The organism is Candidatus Halocynthiibacter alkanivorans, assembly GCF_003333265.1.
Lineage (GTDB): Bacteria > Pseudomonadota > Alphaproteobacteria > Rhodobacterales > Rhodobacteraceae > Halocyntiibacter_A > Halocyntiibacter_A alkanivorans.
In genome coordinates this window covers 25,006-45,960 of record NZ_QOLB01000073.1, presented here as the reverse complement: position 1 = coordinate 45,960, position 20,955 = coordinate 25,006, and the positions used below count along the sequence as shown (strand labels likewise).

Here is a 20,955-nt window from a genome sequence, read left to right as displayed (position 1 = left end):
GCGCCGGACCCGCCCACTGCTGGCAGCCTGATTGCGGTGCAATCAGGCTGTGGCCCCGCATGGAATGCGGGGCGCGGCCCAAGTCGGGATGCGCATCTCTGATGCGGGGCTGAGGCGCGGGAGAGCTGCCCCGCTGCGTGTTCAGGATTTTGCTGCTTTGCTCGGGTCGTCGGGATGGGGTTCATTGCCGACCGGGTCTTTGTGGATGATCACATCGGCTTCGGGAAAAGTATGCAGGATGGCGCGGCGCAGCCCAGCGCCAATATCATGCGCCTGATGCAGGCTTTGTTCGCCATCAACTTCGATATGCAGGTTGATGAACAGTTTTGAGCCTGAGGTGCGTGTTTTCAGGTCATGAAAGCCGTAGACCCCGGGCCAGCTGCCGGCGATCTCTTCAATCCGCGCCACCAGAGCGTCAGGTGCCGCCCGGTCCATCAGCGCGTCCCAGGCGCCTTTGCCGATGCGCAGCGCGCCGGCGCCCAGCACCCCGGCCGCGCTCAGCGCCACCACCGAATCGACCTGCCCCATGTCCCAGCGCGCCGAGGCGAACAGCGCCAGAAGTGTTGCGGTATTGGGCACCAGATCGCCGATGTAATGCAGGCTGTCAGCGTGGATCACCCGGTTGCCTGTCTGGCGCGCCACCCGGCGCTGCCACAGCACGAGGCCAATGGTCAGCGTGACCGAGAGCGCCATCACCACCATGCCGCGCCCCTCGGCCATCAGCGGCGGCGGGTTGTCGTTGCTCAGCCGCAGCAGCGCAGATCCGGCAATCACCAGCCCGGTGATAAAGATAAAGATCGCCTGGCCCAGCGCGGCCAGATCTTCGGCCGAGGAATGGCCAAACGCGTGGTCCTCATCCGGCGGGCGGGCGGCATAGGTGATCGCCGCCAGACCGCCCAGCGAGACCATCAGATCCATCGCACTGTCGCCCAGCGAAGCGGCAATCGACAGCGAGCCGGTCTCGCCAAGCGCCCAGAGTTTGGCCAGCACCAATACCAGCGCCACGCCCGCAGAAGCCAGTGCGGCAGAGAGGTTCAGCTGCAATTTATCTGTCATCAGATCCCACTTTCAACTTTGCCCCCGGCCGATGCAGCAGCTCCGGCAGCGCCACCGAAGCTGTGGCAATGCCGGCAGGCGCGTGGCCCGCCACAATGGCATGTTTTGCGGCAGTCGCGATGTATTTTCCCGCAGCGCGGGTCCTGGGGGAGCCGTTGAAAAAACAACCCCTTCTGGCGGTATCAATGCGGGCGTGGGCAATACGGTGATTACTTAACATTGAGCGCGTCGCGGCGCTGGTACCGTCCGGAGACCAAGCGCTGCTGACAGAAAAGCTGCCCTGGGTCAGCCCCCGCCACAGGCGCACAGAGGCGGCGTGCACCCTGCTCTGAAAACGGTGGGGGTGAGGCCGGTTTGCTGACCGCCGGCTGACTGTTGTTACCGGTGCGGCGGGGATGGCGCTGCGGTCCGGCGTGCGGCTTACGGGGGAAAAGACGCCGTTGTCGCCGCCGGAAATGCACCGCAGCAGGTCTTTGCGTGGTCGAAACACCGCCCGGCCGCGCGCGCCGGGCTGTTGCATTTTGCGGATGCCGCCGCCGGGCCAGGTCAGATCGCGCATCGCGCTCTGTTCCAGCATCGCATCATTCCAGGATTTCTTCGGGGTCCACGCCCCAGAGCGCGGTCTTTTTGGCCCAGCCTTTATATCCTGACGCATTGACGCGGCACCAGTCGATCCGGCACTGGTCGAGAAAGGCCACCACCCCGGCCTCAAGTTCAGCCGTGACCGGTGCATTGGCTTCGGGTGTCCGGCGCAGCGTCAGGATGTCTGGTTCGACAATCACCGTGCGTTCGCCCGACAGCAACGAATAATGCACCCAGCCCCCCAGGCCGTCACGGTCCTGCACCCGGCGCCAGTTGTCATATTCAGCGACCACTTCCAGCGGCATGTTGCGGCGTTGGAACACCCAGTCAATCCGGTGGGTCAGCGACGGGCCCCGGCGTACATTGCCGCTGGCAGCTTTCATTGACACATAGCGCGGGATTGGCAGATTGGTGACCGCGCCGCGCGCCTTGCCATCGCTGGCCGCGTCCGGAGAGGCGGCGGGGGACGCGCTGGCCATCGGCGCCAGCGCCCCGCTCAGCATTACCCCGGCAACAACAATCAGTGCCAACATCTTTTTCATGCGCAATCTGTCTTTCCTCAATCGCCGCCGCTGATGCGCTCAGTCACCGCGGAAGATCTGTCTGCGGGTGCTATATGGACTTGCCCCGGTTGGCCAGAGTTTGCCAGTATGGAGCAGAAAAAGAAAGCAAGGGGAGAGGGCGTATGTCGTCTGAACGTCTGAGTGTTGTTATCACGCGACGCTTACCTGATGTGGTCGAAACCCGCATGAAAGAACTGTTTGATGTCGAGCTGCGCGATGAGGACAGTAAAATGTCCCGTTCCGAGTTGATTGAGGCGATGAAGCGCAGTGATGTGTTGGTGCCCTGTGTCACGGATCAGATCGACGCGGCGATGCTTGCCCAGGCTGGCGACCGGCTGAAACTGATTGCCAGCTATGGCGCCGGGATCGACCATATTGACGTCTCCACCGCCCGCCAGCGCGGCATTCTGGTGTCCAACACCCCGGATGTGGTGACCGAAGACACCGCCGATATGACACTGGCGCTTATTCTGGCGGTCACCCGGCGCATTCCCGAAGGCCTGGCGGTGATGCAGCAGGACGGCGACTGGGAAGGCTGGGCGCCGACGGCCTTTATGGGCGGGCGTATTGCCGGGCGGCGACTGGGCATTCTGGGCATGGGCCGTGTGGGGCAGGCGGTGGCACGCCGGGCCCGGGTCTTTGGCATGCAGGTGCATTATCACAATCGCAAACGGTTGCACGCCGAGACCGAAGCCGCGCTTGAAGCGACCTGGTGGGAAAGTCTCGATCAGATGGTGGCGCGCATGGATATACTTTCAATCAATTGCCCGCATACGCCGTCGACCTTCCACCTGATAAACGCCCGGCGGCTGAAACTGATGAAGCCGGATGCGGTGATCGTCAACACGTCGCGCGGCGAAGTGATCGATGAAAACGCGCTGACCCGGGGCTTGCGCGCAGGTGAAATCGCCGGCGCCGGGCTGGATGTGTTTGAACACGGCAATCAGATCAATCCGCGGCTGCGGGCCTTGAAAAACGTGGTATTGCTGCCACATATGGGCTCGGCAACAGTAGAGGGCCGCATTGAGATGGGCGAAAAAGTCCTGATCAATATAAAAACCTTTGACGACGGCCACCGTCCGCCGGACCTCGTCGTGCCCTCGATGTTATAAGAGTTTGCTGGAGAATTCTGACCTATGGATATCCGTTACTGGCTGCGCAACTTCCTGATTGTTGGCGCGCTGCTTGGCGTCATCACGCTGATAAATTCAGTGCGCCCGTTCGCCGCCAGCGAATCCGGCATATTTGAAGTTGGCTCAATCGTGGTGCTCGCGGCCATGTTGCTGGCCTGGGGGGCTCTGGCGCTGCGCCCGCTCACGGTGGCACATGTCCAGAGCAACGCATTGCATGCTTTCGCAGCAGTGTTTGCGGCGGTGTCTTTTGCAGGGATCGGCCGCGAAACAACCTGGGGCGCAGTTTACGGGGTCTCCAGAACGACGGAACTGATGCTGACCAACATTTCAATTGTTATCTTTGCGGCGATGCTGCTCTACGGGCTAGCATTGTGGGTAATGTGTACATCCGGGCGCCTCGCCTCAGCGCGTGTGTTTTTCAGATCGCGCTCCTGGGGCTGGATCGCCTTTGGACTGGTGGTGTTTGTTTTTGCGGATCTATTTGAAAAACATCTGATTCCTGTGGCCAATTCAGGCCTTTACGAAGAAGTTCTGGAGTTGATCGCATATGGCAGCGTGTTGCTGGGGGCGATGGAAGCGACTCGCCGGCAGAAACTTTCCCCCGATGCAGCAGGTGCCGCGAAGTGACGGGTGTAACCGCGCTGGCGGGGCGGCGGTGTGAAAGTGAAATCGCAGAAAACCGTCAATTCTACGCATGAATAAAGGCGCCCCGGAGGGCGCCTAATGAAGTTATGTTCTGGCGTCAGCGGCTTCCAAAGGGCTAATCCGCCAGAGATGCGCGCCTTCGCTTTTATCTCTGATCGCGGATAAAGGTGCCGTTGTTCAACTCGCGCATCGCCTGCTGCAGCTCGGCGCGGGTGTTCATCACGATCGGGCCGTGCCAGGCCACAGGCTCCTGAATCGGCCGTCCCGCCACCAGCAGAAAGCGCACGCCCTCAGCCCCGGTCTGCACGGTGATCTCATCACCGCTGCCAAAACGCACCAGCGTGCGGTTGCCGCTCATGTCGCGGATGTTGATTTCCTGGCCGGCAACCTCTTTTTCCACCCGTACGCCCAGCGGCGCGGCGGCATCGACAAAGCTGGCCGCCCCCGCGAACACATAAGCAAAAGCGTTGGCGCGGGTATCAATCGGCAGCGAGCGCCGCGTGTTGGGCGGCACCGAGATGTCCAGGTACAGCGGGTCGGCGGCAATGCCGTCCACCGGGCCCCGTTTGCCCCAGAAACCGCCGGTGATCACTTTGACGCTGGTGCCGTCATCGTCAATCACCACGGGAATATCGCTGGACTGAATGTCCTGATAACGCGGCGCGGTCATTTTCAGGCTGGAGGGCAGGTTGGCCCAGAGCTGAAACCCGTGCATCACCCCTTTGGTGTTTCCGCGCGGCATTTCCTGATGCATGATGCCGGAGCCGGCGGTCATCCACTGCACCGAACCGGCGCCCAAAAGCCCGCTGTTGCCAAGCGAGTCACTGTGTTCCACCTCTCCGTCCAGCACATAGGTGATGGTTTCAATGCCGCGGTGCGGATGCCAGGGAAAGCCCTTTTCATACAGCGCCGGATCGTCGTTGCGGAAATCATCCAGCAACAGGAACGGGTCGCTCTCACTGGTGTCGCCAAAGCCGAACACCCGCTGCAAATGCACGCCGGCGCCTTCCATGGTCGGGGTGGCCATGGTCTGGGATGTAACTGGTCTGAATGTCATGGCGGTGCTCCTTTTCTGAGCCTCAATATCGTGTTTCAGGGCATAATATGGCGCGAAAGCGGGGCCGGGGAAACACCTGCCACCAAACGCCGCCTGTGCAAAAATGCGAAGACCGTGGCGCGGGGGAGCGCCGGGTCTGGATCAGCGCGCGCGGCAGACGTCGTTCTTCCCGGCGCGGTTGTGACGTTGCGGCGCGATGCAGATCCCGGTTTTGCGTATCGCCTTTGCTGCTGTAGCGTTTCCCTGCGCGGCTTACCCGCGCGCCAGACAGCGCACAGGATTTGATATGACGACTCACACCGCATTGGCCGGGACGCGCCACAGCCCCAAAAATCCGGATTTTGACCAGGCCGTCAGAACCAGTTTTAAACGCCAGAAGGTGATGGGTACGCTTGGAGTGCAGATCAACACTCTGTCGCCGGGGCTGATTGAGCTGGAAATGCCGTTTGGCGCCGATTTCACCCAGCAGCATGGTTTCCTGCACGCCGGCATTGTCACCACCGCGCTGGACAGCGCCTGTGGCTACGCGGCCTATTCGCTGATGCCGGTTGAGGCGACGGTGTTGACGGTGGAATTCAAAACCAACCTGATCTCCCCGGCCCGGGGCGAGAGGTTTCTGTTTCGCGCCGAGGTTCTGAAGGCCGGCAGAACGCTGATCATCAGCGAAGGCAAAGCCTGGGCGGTGACCGGCGGGCGTGAAAAACTGATCGCTTCAATGACCGCGACCCTGATGGCGGTGCAGGGGCGCAGCGAAACCACCGGGCAAAGCTGAACCTCTGGCTGCCGTGTGGGGTGTATCATCGGGCTCATCCCAATTGTGCGCGCGGGCCAATGGGGCAGGTGAGGCGGGAAACTCCCGCCCCCATCTCATGAACACGCCGTCCTCAGCGGTAGAGGTGCTCCTCGCCGGGAAAGACGCGCGATTTCACATCTTCAGCATAGTCAGACACTGCTTTTTCAATCATCGGCCCCAGATCGCCGTATTTTTTGACGAATTTCGGCACCCAGGGATTCATGCCCAGCATGTCCTCCAGCACCAGGATCTGACCGTCACAGCGGGCGCTGGCGCCGATGCCGATGGTGGGGATTTCAACCTGGCCGGTGATCCGCGCCGCCAATGGCTCGACCATACCCTCCAGCACCAGGGCAAAGGCGCCGGCGTCAGTCACCGCGCGCGCGTCCGCCTCATGCGCCGCCCAGCTGTCTTCATCCCGGCCCTGGGTTTTGAAGCCGCCCATCACATGGCTGGACTGCGGCGTCAGCCCGATATGCGCCATTACCGGGATGCCGCGCTCGCTCAGAAATCGGATGGTTTCCGCCATGCGCGCGCCGCCTTCCAGTTTGACCGCACCGCACTGGGTTTCTTTCATCACATGGGCGGCATTGCGAAACGCCACGCCAGGGCTTTCCTCATAACTGCCAAAAGGCATGTCTACCACGATCAGGGCGCGTTCTGTGCCACGCACCACAGCGCGCCCGTGCATGATCATCAACTCAAGCGGCACACCAATGGTGCTGTCCATGCCGTGCATCACCATGCCGAGACTGTCGCCCACCAGGATAAAATCAGCATATTTGTCAACGATCGCGGCCGTGTGGGCGTGATATGAGGTCAGCGATACGATCGGTGCCCCCCCTTTACGCCCGGCAATCTGAGGCACGGTTGTGCGGCGGATCTGTTGTTTCTGGCTCGACATTATTTCACTCCTTCAAGCACCGGGGCAGGCACGGCAACACGTTGATCTATCAATAGGACTTCGCCAAACCGGGCCGCCAGCAGGATCACCACCGGCACCATGATCAACCCGTCCACTTCGGCGAGCGTTTCCGCATCGCGTACGTCCACCGTTTCCAGCATCGCCGTCGGCTCCCTGGTGATGAAGTCGGCAACCTCCGCCTCCAGTGCTGCAGCGGTGATGCCGTCGGCAACCCGCGTCTGGCCATAATCCAGCGCGGCCGACAGCACCGGTGCTGCTGCGCGGTCCGCTGCGTTCAGACGCAGATTGCGCGAGGACATCGCCAGCCCGTCGCTTTCGCGCACCGTCGGCACGCCAATAATGTCGACCGGCATATCCAGATCGCGCACCATGGTGCGGATCACCAGCAATTGCTGATAATCCTTTTCGCCAAAAACGGCAGAATCAGGCTGAAGAATGTTGAACAGCTTGGTGATCACGGTGCAGACGCCGCGGAAATGCCCTTTGCGCAACGCGCCCATCAGGACGGTGTCCAGCTGTTCCGTCAGCACTGTGGTCTGGGTTTCTGCGTGGTAGATTTCGCTGATATCCGGTGCAAAAACGGCGTCCACACCTGCGGCGCGCAACAGGTCAAAATCGCGGGCCTCATCGCGGGGATAAGCCGCAAGATCAGAGGCTTGACCAAATTGCATCGGATTGACGAACAGCGACACCACCACCCGGTCACACGCCGCTGCGGCCGCGACAAGTTGCATATGGCCGGCGTGCAACACACCCATAGTCGGCACCAGGCCCAGAGACTTGCCCTGCTGGCGCCCCGCCCGCGCCCAGTCCCGTGCCGCCTGTTTTGTCCGCAAAATCTTCATAAAACCTCCAGATCACCAGCTCCGGTACCGTATAAATACGGTATCGCACTCTGGCAACCGGGTACAAAGTCGGTTTCGCTCATTATTGGGTCGTCATTCTGTCGCTGAATCAGGGCGAAATCGGCAATCTGTCCCAAAATAGAATTTGCGGAGTCGGTCTATGAAAACCCATGTCAAAGCTCTGGTTGTAGGTGGCGGTGCCATCGGGACCTCGATTGCCTATCACCTGGCCAAAGCGGGCTGGGACGATGTTATGCTGATTGAACGGGACGAGCTGACGTCCGGTTCAACCTGGCATGCGGCGGGCCTGCTGCCCCTGTTCAACATGTCCTTTGCCACTACGCATATTCACAAATATTCGGTCGATTTCTACAAATCGCTGGAAGAAGAAACCGGTCTGAACGCTGGTTTCGCTGTGGTGGGCAACCTGCGTATGGCGCAGACCGATGAGCGTATGGACGAATATATGCTCTATGCGTCCATCGCCGAAACCTGCGACGTGCCCTATGAGTGGCTGACACCGGATGAGATCAAAGCCCGCTGGCCGCTGATCAAGACCGATGATCTCAAAGGCGCGCTCTATCACAACACCGACGGCTATATTAACCCCGCCGATGTGACTCAGGCGATGGCCAAAGGTGCCCGCCAGCACGGCGCAGTTATTGAGCGCAAATGGCAGGCCGACGCTTTCAACTGGAACGGCGAAGCCTGGGACGTCACCCTGACCAAAATGGTCGAAAAGGGCGGCAACCTGGTACCGTCTGAAGAGCAGATTGTGATCACCGCCGAACATGTGGTTACCGCCTCGGGCAACCACGCGCAACGCACCGCCAAAATGCTCGGCATCAAAATGCCTGCGATTCCGGTGGAACATCAGTTCATTGTGATGGACACAGACCCGGCGCTGGAAAAATACCGTACCGAAGGCAACCCGGAGCACCCGGTGATCCGCGACGCCGACGCCCAGTCCTATGTGCGTGAAGAGCGCGGCGGCTGGATCCTTGGTGTCTATGAGAAACACGCACCGGCTTGTTTTGAATATGGCGTGCCCGACAGTTTCCGCGCCGACCTGTTCCCACTCGATCTGGAGCGGATCGAAGACCAGTATATGGCGATGATCCACCGGATGCCGTCTTGTGAAGAGAGCGGTCTGAAAGACGATTTCAACGGTCCGATCTGCTATACGCCTGACGGCAACCCGCTGGTGGGCCCGGCACCTGGCCTGCGCAACATGTGGCTGGCTGAAGGGTTTTCCTTTGGCATCACCGCGGCTGGCGGCACCGGCTACTACCTCGCCCAGATGATGGTGAACGGCGAAGCCGAGATCGACATGGCGTCGCTCGACCCCAAACGCTATTCCTCCAACTGGCTGACCACCGACTTTGCCGCGCGCAAAAACGAGGAGTGCTACGAGCACGTCTATGTGCTGCACCACCCGGATGAAGAACGCCCCGCCGCGCGCGGCTTGCGCACATCGCCCGCCTATGACCGTCAGGCCGCCCGTGGCGCGCAATTTGGCTGGGTCAACGGCTGGGAACGTCCCAACTACTACGCGCCCGAAGGTTTCGATGACGAGGCGTCCCGCAGCTTCCGCCGTGGTGGCTGGTGGCCCCATGTGGTGGAAGAAGCCAAAGCGATCCGCGAAGGTGTTGGTCTTGTCGACGCGACCGCCTTTACCAAACATGTGGTCAAGGGCCCCGGTGCCACCCAGTTCCTCGACTGGTTCACCTGTAACAAACTGCCCAAAATCGGCCGTATCAACCTGACCTATGCGCTGACCTCGGCCGGCACCACCCGCACCGAATACACCATCGTGCGCAATGGCGAAGACAACTACTATCTGGTCTCCGCCGGCGGGTGGTCTGAATATGACGCCGATTACCTGCGCAAAGCTGCGGAAGATAAAGCAGAAGAGTTCGGTTATATCGAGATCCAGGACGTCACCACTCAATGGGGCGTGTTCGCCATTGCCGGCCCGAAATCGCGCGATGTTCTGAAAGAGATCATCAAAGATGCCGATCCGGAAACCGCGCTGAGCAACAAACGTTTCCCATGGCTGTCGGCGCGTCAGATCGAGCTGGGCATGTGCCCGGTCAACGCGATCCGTGTGGCCTATACCGGCGAGCTGGGCTGGGAGCTGCATCACCCGATCGAGATGCAGAACTACCTGTTCGACCTGCTGGAAGAAGCCGGCAAGAAACACGGGATGAAACTGGTTGGCGCCCGGGCACAGAACTGGCTGCGTCAGGAGAAATCCTACCGGGCGTTCGGCACGGAACTGGGCCGCGACGCGACCCCGCTTGAAGCCGATCTGCCGCGTTTCTTTGACCAGGGCAAAGAGTTTTACGGCAAAGACGCTGCCAACGAGACCGGCATCCGCTTTAAATGCTGTACCTTGCTGATTGACGGGCCGGATGATGCGGATCCATGGGGCCGCGAAGCACTGTTCCTTGATGGTAAAAAGGTCGGTCGTCTGACTTCGGGCGGTTATTCGGTGGCGTTTGAGAAGTCCATCGGCATGGGCTACATGCCACCGGAACTGGCGGTGCCGGGCACCAAAGTCAAAGTCATGATGCAAAACAAGCTCTGGGATGCAGAGGTGACGGCGGACAGCCCGTATGACCCGAAAAACGAAACCATCCGCATGAACGGATAATGTGAAAGGGCCCGCGCGTTGCGGGCCCTTTTTTTGTGACGCGCCTCCCCCCCGGCCCCTGTTTTCCGCGTTGCGTTTTTCAGCGCGTGCTTGTCGGGAAACCCGGTGGCCATGCCATGCGGTCTGCCGGCAGCGGGGGGTACTACGCGGTTGCGGCGGCCCGGGCACAATGCGATGCGCCTCTGGCTGACTCACCCGCCTCTGCGCGGCTTTGCTCTGCCTGCACGGTTGCGCCGATTAAAATCACCACCACGGTCAGAATTAAACGCATGATCATTGCCCCTGTTTTGTATCGTTAAGGGTAATACGCAGCAGTGCCGTCTTTCCGTCGTTATTTTTTCACCATCTGATGCCAGCACTCCAGGGCTTTGGCGGCATTCATCAGGGACGGTCCGCCGCCCATCCGGATCGTGAGCGACAGCACGCGTTCAGCTCTTCGCGACGGGCGCCAGCGCGGCCAAGTGCCAGGATGTGAAAGCCGGTACAGGGTTCGCAGCGATCTGCCACCGAGATGGTCCGCGCCACGAATTCTTTTGTCTTCGCATCCAGCACCCCGGACGCATGCACCGTGCTGGTCAGGGCAGAAAAGGCGCGGCTGGTGTCCGGCATCGCCTTGTTCAGGGACCACAACTGGCTGCGGGTGGATCCAATACTGTTGGCCCAGGCCATGGTGCCCTCCATTGCTGACGTTTGTGCAGCAATGGCAGGCGTGAAGTCCCACCACCTTGATCCTGGCCGATCCGGTTTCAGCGTGGCTACGTCCTGAACGGGTCAGCCAAACCTTTCTGCTGACAGAGCCCGCACCATATCCGGTGCCAGTTCCGGCACACGCCCGGCTACAAGATCCGCAATCAGGCGCGCAGAGGCAGGGGCGGTCTGAAACCCGTAACCACCCTGGCCGGCGGCCCAGACAAAACGTTCATCCTGAAGCGACGGCCCCAGCACCAGCACTTCGTCTGGCGCAAAGCTGCGCAGTCCGGCCCAGGAGCTTTCAAGCCGGGTCACCGGTTCCGTGACCATCTCCTCGTAACGGGCCAGCCCCTCGGCCAGCACCATATCATCGGCCCAGGCGTCATGCGGCTCGACAAGATCTTCTTCGGCGGGAGAGACAATCAGACTGCCGGCGTCCGGTTTGCAGTAAAACGACATATCCACCGCCACCACCATTGGCCAACTCTTCACATCGAGGCCTCCGGGCGCCGGAATGCGGGCCATAGAGCGGCGCATCGGGGTGATGCCGATGGGTTTGATCCCGGCCATGACGGCCAGTTGATCAGCCCAGGCACCAGCGGCATTGACGATGTTGCGGGCGCGATACTCTGCACCACTTACAGTGCGGACCAGCCAGCCCTCAGCCACCCGGGTAATCGCGTTGACTTGCTGGCGGCACTCCACCCTGCCGCCGGCGGCGCGCAATACCCGGGCATAACCCTGCAACATCAGATCGGTATCCATATCCCAGGCCTGATCGGTGTAACCGGCAAAGGCCACAGCGCCGGGTTTGAGTAAAGGCACGCGTCTTGCGGCCTGTTCGAAATTCAGCACCTGAAGCTGGTGATCCGATACCAGCCCGGCAAATTCCACGGCCTGATGCGCGGCGGCGACAAACATGATGCCGCGCTCAGACAACAGCCCGCCTGCGGCCTGAAGCTCTGGCAGGCTGGCCTCGCTCAGCGCCACCACCGGTGCCGCACCATAATTGCCGTCAAACAGCGCCGCCGAGCGCCCCGATGCGTGATAGCCCGGCGCATCTTCGCCCTCCAGCACCAGCACATGACCCAAAGCGGACAGCTCAACTGCCGCTGACAATCCGGCAATGCCGGCGCCGATAATCAGAAAATCTATATCCATGCGCGCAACCTGCCCTGGGCGGCGGCAAGAAAAAAGGCCCGACGGGTGCCGGGCCTCAAATTTTTTGCAGTCAGTTACAAACTTAGTTGGGAATGTCGCCGACAATGCCTTCGACATAGAAGTTCATGCCTGCTAGTGTGCCATCATCCGCAACTTCGCCATCCGCAAGCCAGACAGAACCGTCCTGCTTGTTGATCGGACCGGTGAACGGGCTGAATGTGCCGGCTTTCATCTGCGCAATCAGATCCATCGCTTCAGCTTTCACATCGGCCGGAACCGCATCGGTGATGTCACCGATTTTCACCATGCCGGTGGAAATGCCATCCCATGTATCCGTGGATTCCCAGGTGCCGTCCATTACGTCCTGAACGCGCTGGATGTAATAAGGCGCCCAGTTGTCGATGATTGAGGATACCCGTGGCGCTGGGGCATAGGCGGCCATGTCAGAGGCCTGGCCAAAGCCGATCACGCCGCCAGCATCTGCTGCTTTGGCGAGGGGCGCGGTGGAATCGGTGTGCTGCAGGATCACATCCACACCATCGTCAATCAGTGCCTGAGCCGCATCGGCTTCTTTGGCGGGGTCAAACCATGTGTAAACCCAGACCACTTTCATCTCCACATCCGGGTTCACCTTCTTGGCGCTCAGATATGAGGAGTTGATGCCACGGATCACTTCCGGGATCGGGAACGAGCCGATGTAGCCGATTTTGTTGCTCTTGGTCATGCGACCGGCAATGGTGCCGATAACCGCACGGCCCTCATAGAAACGCGCCGAATAGGTCGAGACGTTGGGCGTGTTGCGCATGAAGCCAGTGGCGTGCTCAAATTTCACATTGGGGAATTTGGCCGCGACGTTGTTGGTGGCTTCCATATACCCGAATGAGGTGGTGAAGATGATGTCAACGCCGGTCAGCGCCATCTGGGTCATCACCCGTTCCGCATCGGGGCCTTCAGGCACGCTTTCCACATAGGTGGTTTCGACCTCATCGCCGAAATAGGCTTCAACCGCCTGGCGCGACTGGTCGTGCTCATAGGTCCAGCCGCCGTCACCCGGCACACCGACATAGATAAAACCTGCTTTGACCACTTCGTTGGCCTGGGCAGAGACCGCCACGCCAAGGGCAAGCGTCGCCCCGGTCAGGATTGTTTTCAAGTTCATTGTGCAAACTCCCGTTGTGTTTTGAATGAGACCCCTGTGGGTCTTTCAGACTATTCTGCCTCTAATTTGAGGCGTGGAAAACTTTGGTCAGCGCCGCAGGTGCGCCGACAAATCCCGGTCCGCGAAGGGCCGAAACGACGACCATTACCAGGATGGTGATAACAAAAGGTGCCATCGACAGATATTCGACCGGCACCGGAATATTGGCAACCTGCAGCTTGAGCTGCAACACGGTCATGCCGCCAAACAGATACGCACCGACCAGGATCCAGACCGGCTTCCAGCTGGCGAACACCACAATCGCCAGCGCGATCCAGCCGGCGCCGGCGGTCATGCCGTCGGCCCATTGAGGCACCCGCACCAGCGACAGGTAAGCGCCGCCAAGCCCGGCACAGGCGCCGCCGAACATGATGGCCAACATGCGGATGCGCACCACTTTAAAGCCCAGCGCATGGGCCGCATCATGGCTTTCTCCCACCGCGCGCAGGATCAGCCCGGCACGGGTGAATTTTAACAGCGCCCAGACCAGCACAATCAGTACCAGTGACAGGTAGACCATCAGGTCATGAGAAAAGAACATCTGCCCCAGCACCGGAATGTCCGAGAGAACCGGGATGTCCAGACGCGGTGTTGAGGGCGGGCGCACACCCTGGTAGCCCTGGCCCAGCATGGAAGACAGCCCAAGCCCGAACAGGGTCAGCGCCAGACCGGTGGCGACCTGATTGGACAGCAGATACTGGGTCAGAAAGCCAAACAAAAACGCCATACCCGCGCCCGAAAGTGCCGCAAACAAGAAACCAAATACCGGGCTGCCGGTGGCGACCGCCCCCATGAAGCCGGTGATGGCTCCGGTGATCATCATGCCTTCGACACCCAGGTTCAGCACCCCGGATTTTTCCACCACCAGCTCGCCGATTGCGGCCAGCAGGATCGGGGTTGAGGCGACCATCAGCGCAGCCACCAGGGTGACCAGATCAATTGATGACAGATCCATCAGGCAATGCCCCCTTTTCTGAAGCGGATACGGAAGTTGGACAGCACGTCCAGCGCCAGCAGGAAAAACAGCAGCATGCCCTGGAAGATCTGGATTGCTGCCGCCGGTAACCCCAGCATGATCTGCGCCAGTTCTCCGCCGACATAGGTCAGCGCCATCAGGATGCCGGCCAGCAGAATACCCACTGGGTTCAACCGGCCGAGAAAGGCCACGATGATGGCGGTAAAGCCATAACCCGCGTTAAAATCGATCGAAATCTGCCCGGACGGGCCGGAGACTTCAAACATGCCCGCCAGCCCGGCCAGCAGGCCTGAAATACCGAGACAAAAGATCACCAGCCGTTTTGGATTGACCGACGCAAAGCGCGCCGCGCGCTCAGATTGCCCGGTGAGGCGGATCTGAAAGCCGAGGATATGGCGGCTGAGCAGGATATAAGCGCCGATCACCGCGATAAACGCGGTCAGCACGCCCCAGTGAATGCCGGTGCCGGTAAACAGTTCCGGATTGCTGGCGGAGGCATATTGGCTCAGGTTGCGCGAGCCGGGAAAACCCGAATTGTCCGGGTTGCGCAGCGCTCCCAACGCCATCGACTGCAGCAGAAACTCCGCCACATAGACCAGCAGCAAGGACACCAGGATCTCATTGGTATTGAACTTTGTACGCAGCAAAGCCGGGATCATCGCCCAGAGCCAGCCACCGAACGCGCCGGCAATCACCATCAGCGGGAAGATGTAAAACGCTTCCATCGGATAAAAGGCCAGCCCCACAGCGGCGCCAAAAATCGCCCCCATGATATACTGACCTTCCGCACCGATGTTCCAGATGCCAGCGCGAAAGCCCAGTGAAAGACCGATCGCGATCAGGATCAGCGGCCCGGCTTTGATCAGCAGTTGCGGCCTGGAATAGGCGGCGAACTGTTCGGAAAACAGCGGATCCCAGAAAATGGTGCGGATCGCCTCGACCGGTGGTTTGCCCAACATGGCAAACAGGATGCCGCCGGCAATCATCGTCGCGATCACCGCCAGAACCGGCGTCAGCGCGATCCACAGTTTGGACGGCTGCGGTCGTTTTTCCAGACGTATCACAGTCGCGCCTCCGGTGCTGTCGTCAGATCAAACATGTGCGGCCTCCATATCATGCGCGCCGCCCATCATCAGGCCAATGTCTTCCACGCTCAGCCCCCGGGCCGGGCGCGGCGGTGTTAAGCGCCCTTCATTCAGCGCGGCAAACCGGTCGGAAATCTCCATCAGCTCGTCCAGGTCCTGGCTGATACAGATCACCGCCGCGCCTTTGGCCGCCAGATCCATCAGCGCCTGACGGATCGAAGCCGCGGCAGAGGCGTCCACCCCCCAGGTCGGCTGGTTCACCACCAGCAGATCCGGGTCTTGCAGCACTTCGCGGCCAATGACGAATTTCTGCAGATTACCTCCCGAAAGCGAACGCGCGGCGTTTTCCGGCCCCGGGGTGCGCACATCAAAGGTTTCAATCACTTCGCTGGCGTATTTGCGGATCTTGGGCCAGTTCAGAAAGCCGTTGCGGGCCAGGCCCTGACGGATCGCCGCAGTCAGCAAAGCGTTCTCAGTGAGGCTCATATCCGGGGCTGCAGCGTGGCCCAACCGTTCTTCAGGCGCGGTCAGCAGTCCCAGCGCCCGGCGCGGGTTCGGCGGCAGGGTGCCGACCGGAATGCCCTTGAAGATGATGTCGTTTAACTCGGTCCGGACTTCACCTGACAGCGCCAGCACCAACTCGTCCTGGCCATTGCCGGCGACGCCGCCGATGCCCAGAATCTCGCCCGCCCGCACGGTCAGGGAAATGTTGCGCAGCGATGTGCCAAACTGGTTGTCTGCCGGCACCGAGAGATCATTCAGTTCCAGCAGCACCTCGCCCGGCTCCCCGGGAGTGCGGGTGGGGATAAGCAATTCTTGTCCCACCATCATCTCGGCCATGGAGCGGGCAGATTCTTCGCGCGGGTTGCACTGGCCCACCACCTTGCCCAGCCGCAGGATAGTGGCGCTGTCACAAATGGTGCGGATCTCTTCCAGCTTGTGGGAAATATACAGGATCGCTGTGCCCTCTTCGGACAGCTTATTCAGCGTCTCAAACAGGATAGCCACTTCCTGTGGCGTCAGCACCGAAGTGGGTTCGTCCATGATCAGCAGTTTCGGATCCTGCAACAGGCAGCGGATGATCTCGACCCGCTGGCGTTCGCCGGCCGACAGATCGCCCACCATCCGGTCGGGGTCCAGCGGCAGGCCGTAATTTTCGGAGACTTCACGGATACGGCGTGACAACTCGCGCATTTTGGGTGGCTGATCCATGCCAAGCGCCACGTTTTCCGCTACGTTCAGTGCATCAAACAGCGAGAAATGCTGAAACACCATCGCGACGCCGTCGCCGCGCGCAGCCGAGGGCGTGCCCGGTTCAAAGGGCGCGCCGTTCATCACCATGCTGCCGCTGTCCGGGCGCACCAGACCGTAGATCATTTTCACCAGGGTCGACTTGCCGGCGCCGTTTTCCCCCAGCAGCGCATGCACTTCCCCCGGTGCAATTTCAAACCCGACCTGATCGTTGGCAACGACCCCCGGATATGCTTTGGTCAGTCCCTTGACTGACAGAAGGCTGGTCGCTGTCACGGTGCCATCCCCTTGTGGATTCTGTATTTCTTTCAATGACCATACTGCCAGCCAGCCGCAAACAACACTGATTTGTGACTGTCCGGTCAAAACCTTTTGCCAATTTGTACCGCCCGGGCAAGTTTTTACCCTGGGCAGCAGGCTTTTCCCGCTAAGCAGTTGCAAAACGGGCATCAATTCCACCAACTCTCCGGACGCAACCGCCGGGTGAGCGGAGTGAAATCGCCAAATGGTGGCTTTCTGCCGGCGGCGCGCTGACATAGGATGCGGCTATGAGCCAGGACCCACGATTCATCCACCTTCGTCTGCACACTGAATACTCCCTTCTCGAAGGGGCGGTGCGTGCCAAGAAATTGCCCGGCATGTGTGCTGCGGCTGGCATGCCCGCAGTGGCGGTGACCGATACCAACAACCTGTTTGCGGCGCTGGAATTTTCCTGCACCGCCAGTGAGGCCGGCATTCAGCCGATTGTCGGCTGCCAGATTGATCTGTGCTATGAGGTTGCCGCGCCGGGGGAAAAACAACGGGATCCCGCGCCTGTGGTGCTGCTGGCGCAGAACGAGACCGGCTATGAGCATCTGATGAAGCTCAACAGTTGCCTCTATATCGACAAGGGCCATCAGCTGCCCCAGGTGACGCTGGATGAGCTTGAGCAATATGGCGGCGGGCTGATCTGTCTCACCGGTGGTGCCGAAGGCCCGGTCGGGCAATTGCTGGTGGACGGGCAGTTGCCCAAAGCCCAGGCGCTGATGGCGCGGCTGAAACGCATTTATGGCGACCGTCTTTATGTAGAATTGCAGCGTCACCCGGGCGAAGGCGGGCGATGTACTGCGCCCGAGCGGGCTTCCGAGCGTGGTTTTGTGGAAATGGCCTATGCGATGGAGATCCCGCTGGTCGCCACCAACAATGTCTATTTCCCCAAAACGGACATGTATGAGGCCCATGATGCGCTGATCTGTATCGCCGATGGCGCCTATGTCGATCAGCAGGCTGACCGCCGCCGGCTGACGCCGCAGCATTATTTCAAAACGCCTGAGGAAATGATCGCCCTGTTTGCCGATCTGCCGGAAGCGATTGAGAGCACGGTGGAAATCGCCAGGCGCTGCGCCTTCAAAGCCTATCGCCGCGACCCGATCCTGCCCAAGTTCGCCGATGACGAAGTGGTGGAACTGCGCCGTCAGGCCAACAAAGGTCTGCAGGACCGGTTGGCGGTGATCCCCCATGCGGTGTCGCTGGAAGACTACCAGGCGCGGCTGGATTTTGAGCTCGATATCATCGAAGGCATGGGCTTTCCCGGATATTTTCTGATCGTGGCCGACTTTATCAAATGGGGCAAAGATCAGGGCATTCCGGTCGGGCCGGGCCGGGGCTCGGGTGCGGGCTCGCTGGTGGCCTATGCGCTGACCGTCACCGACCTTGACCCGCTGCGCTATTCGCTGCTGTTTGAACGTTTCCTGAACCCGGAACGGGTGTCGATGCCGGATTTCGACATCGATTTTTGCATGGACCGCCGCGAAGAGGTGATCCGCTATGTGCAGGAGAAATATGGTCGCGACAAAGTTGGCCAGATTATCACCTTCGGCGCGCTGCTGTCCAAAGCGGCGGTGCGTGACATCGGGCGCGTGTTGCAGATGTCCTATGGTCAGGTCGACGCCCTGTCCAAAATGATCCCGGTCGAAGGTGTGAAACCGGTGTCGATCCGCGAAGCGCTGGACCAGGAAGAACGGCTGCGCTTCGCGGCCAAAAATGAAGAGGTGGTGAAGCGGCTGCTGGATTATGGCATGCAGGTCGAAGGCCTGCTGCGCAACGCGTCAACCCACGCCGCCGGTGTGGTGATCGGCGACCGGCCGATTGATGAGCTGGTGCCGCTGTATCAGGATCCGCGCTCGGACATGCCCGCCACCCAGTTCAATATGAAATGGGTGGAACAGGCCGGCCTGGTCAAGTTCGACTTTCTGGGTCTGAAGACCCTGACGGTGATTCAAAATGCCGTGGATCAGGTCCGCGCCGGCGGCCGCGATCTGCACCAGGCGGCGGATGGCACCACGCTGTACGAGCCGCCCGAGGGCGCGGTCAACGAAATTAACGCCATCCCGCTGGATGACGATGTCACCTACAAACTTTATTCCGACGCCCGCACTATCGCCGTGTTCCAGGTGGAATCCACCGGCATGATGGATGCGCTGCGGCAGATGAAACCGACCTGTATCGAGGACATCGTGGCGCTGGTGGCGCTCTATCGTCCCGGTCCGATGGAAAACATCCCGACCTATTGTCAGGTGAAAAACGGCACCAAGAAACTGGAATCAGTGCATCCGCTGATTGACCATATTCTGGCCGAAACCCAGGGCATTATTGTTTACCAGGAACAGGTGATGCAGATCGCCCAGGTGATGGCGGGCTATTCGCTGGGCGGCGCCGACCTGCTGCGCCGCGCTATGGGTAAAAAGATCAAAGAGGCGATGGACGCCGAACGGCCAAAGTTTGAGAAGGGCGCGGCCGATAACGGGGTGCCAAAAAAGAAAGCCACTGAGGTTTTCGATCTGCTGGAAAAATTCGCCAACTACGGCTTTAACAAATCCCACGCCGCCGCCTATGCGGTGGTCAGCTATCAGACCGGCTGGCTCAAGGCGAACCACCCGGTAGAATTCATGGCCGGGGTGATGAACTGCGATATTCACCTGACCGACAAACTGTCAGTCTATGCCAATGAGGTGATGCGCTCGACAGAGCGTGACGGTCTGGGCCTGACCATCATCCCACCCTGCGTGAACCGGTCTAAATCGACGTTTTTCACCAAAGACGGCGATCTGGTCTATGGGCTGGGGGCGCTGAAAAACGTCGGCGGCGAAGCGATGCAGCTGATTGTGGACGCGCGCGGTGATCGTGCTTTTGCCAGCCTCTATGATCTGGCGCGGCGTGCTGATCTGAAACGGGTGGGCAAACGGCCGATGGAAATGCTGGCCCGCGCCGGTGCCTTTGACCAGCTCGACCCCAACCGTAAACGGGTGTTCTCCAGTCTCGACGGGCTGGTGGCCTATTCCGCCGCGGTGCATGAGCAGCGCAATTCCAACCAGGTGTCGCTGTTTGGCGAGGCGGGCGATGACCTGCCCGAGCCGCGCATGACCCAGGTCAATGACTGGCTGGCCGCCGAACGGCTGGCGGAAGAATACAAGGCGGTGGGTTTCTACCTGTCGGGCCATCCGCTGGACGATTACATGCCGGCGCTGAAGCGCAAGAAAGTGCTGACCCTGGCAGAGCTGGAAGTGATGGCCGCGCAGAAAGGCGCCTGTCTGGCCAAGCTCAGCGGCACGGTCGCGGGCTGTCAGGAACGCAAATCTGCCAAGGGCAACCGATTTGCTTTTGCCCAGCTGTCAGATCCGACCGGTGGCTATGAGATCACCATTTTTTCTGACACGCTGGAACTGGCGCGCGACCATCTGACCACCGGCGCCAATGTGGTGGTGACGGTGGAAGCCACGGTGGACGCCGATCAGCTGAAGCTGCTGGCGCGCGCGGTGCAGCCGGTGGATATGGTGGTGGCCGATGCAGGCAGCGCCGGGCTGCGGGTCTGGATTGAAGACGCTTCGGCAGTGGTGGTGGTGGCAGAGATGCTGGCGCGGGCGCGCAGTGAAGCCAAGACCCGCGCCCGCGGCCCGGTCTCAATGTGCCTGATGTCACCCGATCTGCCCGGCGAGGTCGAGCTGGATCTGGGCGGTGATTTCGCGCTGAACCCGCAGATTAAAAGCGCTGTGAAAAGCATCGAGGGCGTGGTGATGGTGGAGGAATTCTGAACCTGCCGCCGAAAAGCGCCGCCGCCGGAAACGCCCGCGGCCAGAAGGTCATGCTGCGAGAAAATGCCTCTGCCAGAAGATCGCCGTCTGAAAACCTGCGGTCTGATGCCGCCCGGTCTGAAGGCGCTCCATCTGAAGCCCCGCAGCCCGGCGTGCCGCAGGGGGAGGGCTGTGCGTCTCCCCATCGCCGTTGTGACGGCAGAGGCCGCGTGCAGCGGCGCGGTTACCGCCCCTGCCACTGTGGCACCAGGGGACCACGGGGCGGTATG

Annotated in this window: 17 protein-coding genes; 5 read left to right on the top strand and 12 right to left on the bottom strand. The window is 60.6% G+C overall.

What is annotated here, in order from left to right:
* Window positions 1-141 precede the first annotated feature (141 nt).
* The 3 genes from DWA01_RS07400 to DWA01_RS07390 are packed head-to-tail and all read right to left on the bottom strand — an operon-like array spanning window position 142 to window position 2,117.
* Window positions 142-1,056: a cation diffusion facilitator family transporter gene (locus DWA01_RS07400; RefSeq protein ID WP_114285202.1), complete on the bottom strand. Its 915-nt coding sequence runs from the start codon at window positions 1,054-1,056 to the stop codon at window positions 142-144.
* Window positions 1,046-1,633, bottom strand: a complete 588-nt coding sequence (locus DWA01_RS07395) for a hypothetical protein (protein ID WP_114285201.1) — start codon at window positions 1,631-1,633, stop codon at window positions 1,046-1,048. The genes DWA01_RS07400 and DWA01_RS07395 overlap by 11 nt, the downstream gene beginning before the upstream one ends.
* 4 nt (window positions 1,634-1,637) lie before the next feature.
* Entirely contained in the window at window positions 1,638-2,117 is a 480-nt protein-coding gene (locus tag DWA01_RS07390) for an SH3 domain-containing protein (protein WP_235008459.1), read from the bottom strand.
* Between the two features lie 206 nt (window positions 2,118-2,323).
* On the opposite strand from DWA01_RS07390, the gene DWA01_RS07385 reads away from it, so the two are divergent.
* Both DWA01_RS07385 and DWA01_RS07380 read left to right on the top strand, forming a co-directional pair.
* Window positions 2,324-3,313, top strand: a complete 990-nt coding sequence (locus DWA01_RS07385) for a 2-hydroxyacid dehydrogenase (RefSeq protein WP_114285200.1) — start codon at window positions 2,324-2,326, stop codon at window positions 3,311-3,313.
* A 24-nt stretch (window positions 3,314-3,337) separates the two neighbouring features.
* Window positions 3,338-3,961: a hypothetical protein gene (locus DWA01_RS07380; protein WP_114285199.1), complete on the top strand. Its 624-nt coding sequence runs from the start codon at window positions 3,338-3,340 to the stop codon at window positions 3,959-3,961.
* Window positions 3,962-4,124: 163 nt separating this feature from the next.
* Here DWA01_RS07380 and DWA01_RS07375 read toward each other — a convergent pair whose 3' ends face one another.
* Window positions 4,125-5,036, bottom strand: a complete 912-nt coding sequence (locus tag DWA01_RS07375) for a pirin family protein (RefSeq protein WP_114285198.1) — start codon at window positions 5,034-5,036, stop codon at window positions 4,125-4,127.
* A 286-nt stretch (window positions 5,037-5,322) separates the two neighbouring features.
* Between DWA01_RS07375 and DWA01_RS07370 the strand changes: the two genes are divergently transcribed.
* Entirely contained in the window at window positions 5,323-5,808 is a 486-nt protein-coding gene (locus DWA01_RS07370) for a PaaI family thioesterase (RefSeq protein WP_114285207.1), read from the top strand.
* 112 nt (window positions 5,809-5,920) lie between these two features.
* Here the strand turns inward: DWA01_RS07370 and panB are convergent, their stop codons facing one another.
* On the bottom strand, window positions 5,921-6,733 hold the full coding sequence (gene panB / locus DWA01_RS07365; RefSeq protein WP_114285197.1) for a 3-methyl-2-oxobutanoate hydroxymethyltransferase: 813 nt from the start codon (window positions 6,731-6,733) through the stop codon (window positions 5,921-5,923).
* Window positions 6,733-7,599 carry a pantoate--beta-alanine ligase gene (panC, locus tag DWA01_RS07360; protein WP_114285196.1) on the bottom strand — a complete coding sequence of 289 codons (867 nt, stop codon included), beginning with the start codon at window positions 7,597-7,599 and terminating at the stop codon, window positions 6,733-6,735. The genes panB and panC overlap by 1 nt, the downstream gene beginning before the upstream one ends.
* Window positions 7,600-7,759: 160 nt before the next feature.
* Between panC and DWA01_RS07355 the strand changes: the two genes are divergently transcribed.
* A complete protein-coding gene (locus DWA01_RS07355) occupies window positions 7,760-10,255 on the top strand; it encodes a GcvT family protein (RefSeq protein ID WP_114285195.1) in 2,496 nt (831 codons plus the stop codon).
* Between the two features lie 381 nt (window positions 10,256-10,636).
* Here DWA01_RS07355 and DWA01_RS07345 read toward each other — a convergent pair whose 3' ends face one another.
* The 6 genes from DWA01_RS07345 to DWA01_RS07320 form a co-directional block, all read right to left on the bottom strand.
* Window positions 10,637-10,924 carry a carboxymuconolactone decarboxylase family protein gene (locus DWA01_RS07345; RefSeq protein ID WP_336470002.1) on the bottom strand — a complete coding sequence of 96 codons (288 nt, stop codon included), beginning with the start codon at window positions 10,922-10,924 and terminating at the stop codon, window positions 10,637-10,639.
* A 102-nt stretch (window positions 10,925-11,026) separates the two neighbouring features.
* Window positions 11,027-12,106, bottom strand: coding sequence for an NAD(P)/FAD-dependent oxidoreductase (locus DWA01_RS07340; RefSeq protein WP_114285193.1), 1,080 nt, complete (start codon window positions 12,104-12,106; stop codon window positions 11,027-11,029).
* Window positions 12,107-12,188: 82 nt separating this feature from the next.
* Complete coding sequence (locus tag DWA01_RS07335; protein WP_114285192.1) at window positions 12,189-13,265, bottom strand: BMP family ABC transporter substrate-binding protein; 1,077 nt, start codon at window positions 13,263-13,265, stop codon at window positions 12,189-12,191.
* A gap of 61 nt (window positions 13,266-13,326) precedes the next feature.
* Window positions 13,327-14,259: an ABC transporter permease gene (locus DWA01_RS07330; protein WP_114285191.1), complete on the bottom strand. Its 933-nt coding sequence runs from the start codon at window positions 14,257-14,259 to the stop codon at window positions 13,327-13,329.
* On the bottom strand, window positions 14,259-15,344 hold the full coding sequence (locus tag DWA01_RS07325; RefSeq protein WP_114285190.1) for an ABC transporter permease: 1,086 nt from the start codon (window positions 15,342-15,344) through the stop codon (window positions 14,259-14,261). Before DWA01_RS07325 ends, DWA01_RS07330 begins: the two co-directional genes overlap by 1 nt.
* Window positions 15,345-15,371: 27 nt before the next feature.
* Window positions 15,372-16,892, bottom strand: a complete 1,521-nt coding sequence (locus tag DWA01_RS07320; RefSeq protein ID WP_235008458.1) for an ABC transporter ATP-binding protein — start codon at window positions 16,890-16,892, stop codon at window positions 15,372-15,374.
* Window positions 16,893-17,164: 272 nt separating this feature from the next.
* On the opposite strand from DWA01_RS07320, the gene dnaE reads away from it, so the two are divergent.
* Window positions 17,165-20,686 carry a DNA polymerase III subunit alpha gene (gene dnaE, locus DWA01_RS07315; protein ID WP_114285189.1) on the top strand — a complete coding sequence of 1,174 codons (3,522 nt, stop codon included), beginning with the start codon at window positions 17,165-17,167 and terminating at the stop codon, window positions 20,684-20,686.
* Window positions 20,687-20,955 lie beyond the last annotated feature (269 nt).

Excerpts from the sequence above, each read along its gene's own strand:
- DWA01_RS07395 (WP_114285201.1), bottom strand. The coding sequence starts at position 1,633 with ATGCTGGAACAGAGCGCGATGCGCGATCTGACCTGGCCCGGCGGCGGC.
- DWA01_RS07390 (WP_235008459.1), bottom strand. The coding sequence starts at position 2,117 with ATGGCCAGCGCGTCCCCCGCCGCCTCTCCGGACGCGGCCAGCGATGGC.
- DWA01_RS07340 (WP_114285193.1), bottom strand. The coding sequence starts at position 12,106 with ATGGATATAGATTTTCTGATTATCGGCGCCGGCATTGCCGGATTGTCA.
- DWA01_RS07375 (WP_114285198.1), bottom strand. The coding sequence starts at position 5,036 with ATGACATTCAGACCAGTTACATCCCAGACCATGGCCACCCCGACCATG.
- DWA01_RS07330 (WP_114285191.1), bottom strand. The coding sequence starts at position 14,259 with ATGGATCTGTCATCAATTGATCTGGTCACCCTGGTGGCTGCGCTGATG.
- panB (WP_114285197.1), bottom strand. The coding sequence starts at position 6,733 with ATGTCGAGCCAGAAACAACAGATCCGCCGCACAACCGTGCCTCAGATT.
- DWA01_RS07345 (WP_336470002.1), bottom strand. The coding sequence starts at position 10,924 with ATGGCCTGGGCCAACAGTATTGGATCCACCCGCAGCCAGTTGTGGTCC.
- panC (WP_114285196.1), bottom strand. The coding sequence starts at position 7,599 with ATGAAGATTTTGCGGACAAAACAGGCGGCACGGGACTGGGCGCGGGCG.
- DWA01_RS07370 (WP_114285207.1), top strand. The coding sequence starts at position 5,323 with ATGACGACTCACACCGCATTGGCCGGGACGCGCCACAGCCCCAAAAAT.
- dnaE (WP_114285189.1), top strand. The coding sequence starts at position 17,165 with ATGAGCCAGGACCCACGATTCATCCACCTTCGTCTGCACACTGAATAC.
- DWA01_RS07400 (WP_114285202.1), bottom strand. The coding sequence starts at position 1,056 with ATGACAGATAAATTGCAGCTGAACCTCTCTGCCGCACTGGCTTCTGCG.
- DWA01_RS07335 (WP_114285192.1), bottom strand. The coding sequence starts at position 13,265 with ATGAACTTGAAAACAATCCTGACCGGGGCGACGCTTGCCCTTGGCGTG.
- DWA01_RS07355 (WP_114285195.1), top strand. The coding sequence starts at position 7,760 with ATGAAAACCCATGTCAAAGCTCTGGTTGTAGGTGGCGGTGCCATCGGG.
- DWA01_RS07385 (WP_114285200.1), top strand. The coding sequence starts at position 2,324 with ATGTCGTCTGAACGTCTGAGTGTTGTTATCACGCGACGCTTACCTGAT.
- DWA01_RS07380 (WP_114285199.1), top strand. The coding sequence starts at position 3,338 with ATGGATATCCGTTACTGGCTGCGCAACTTCCTGATTGTTGGCGCGCTG.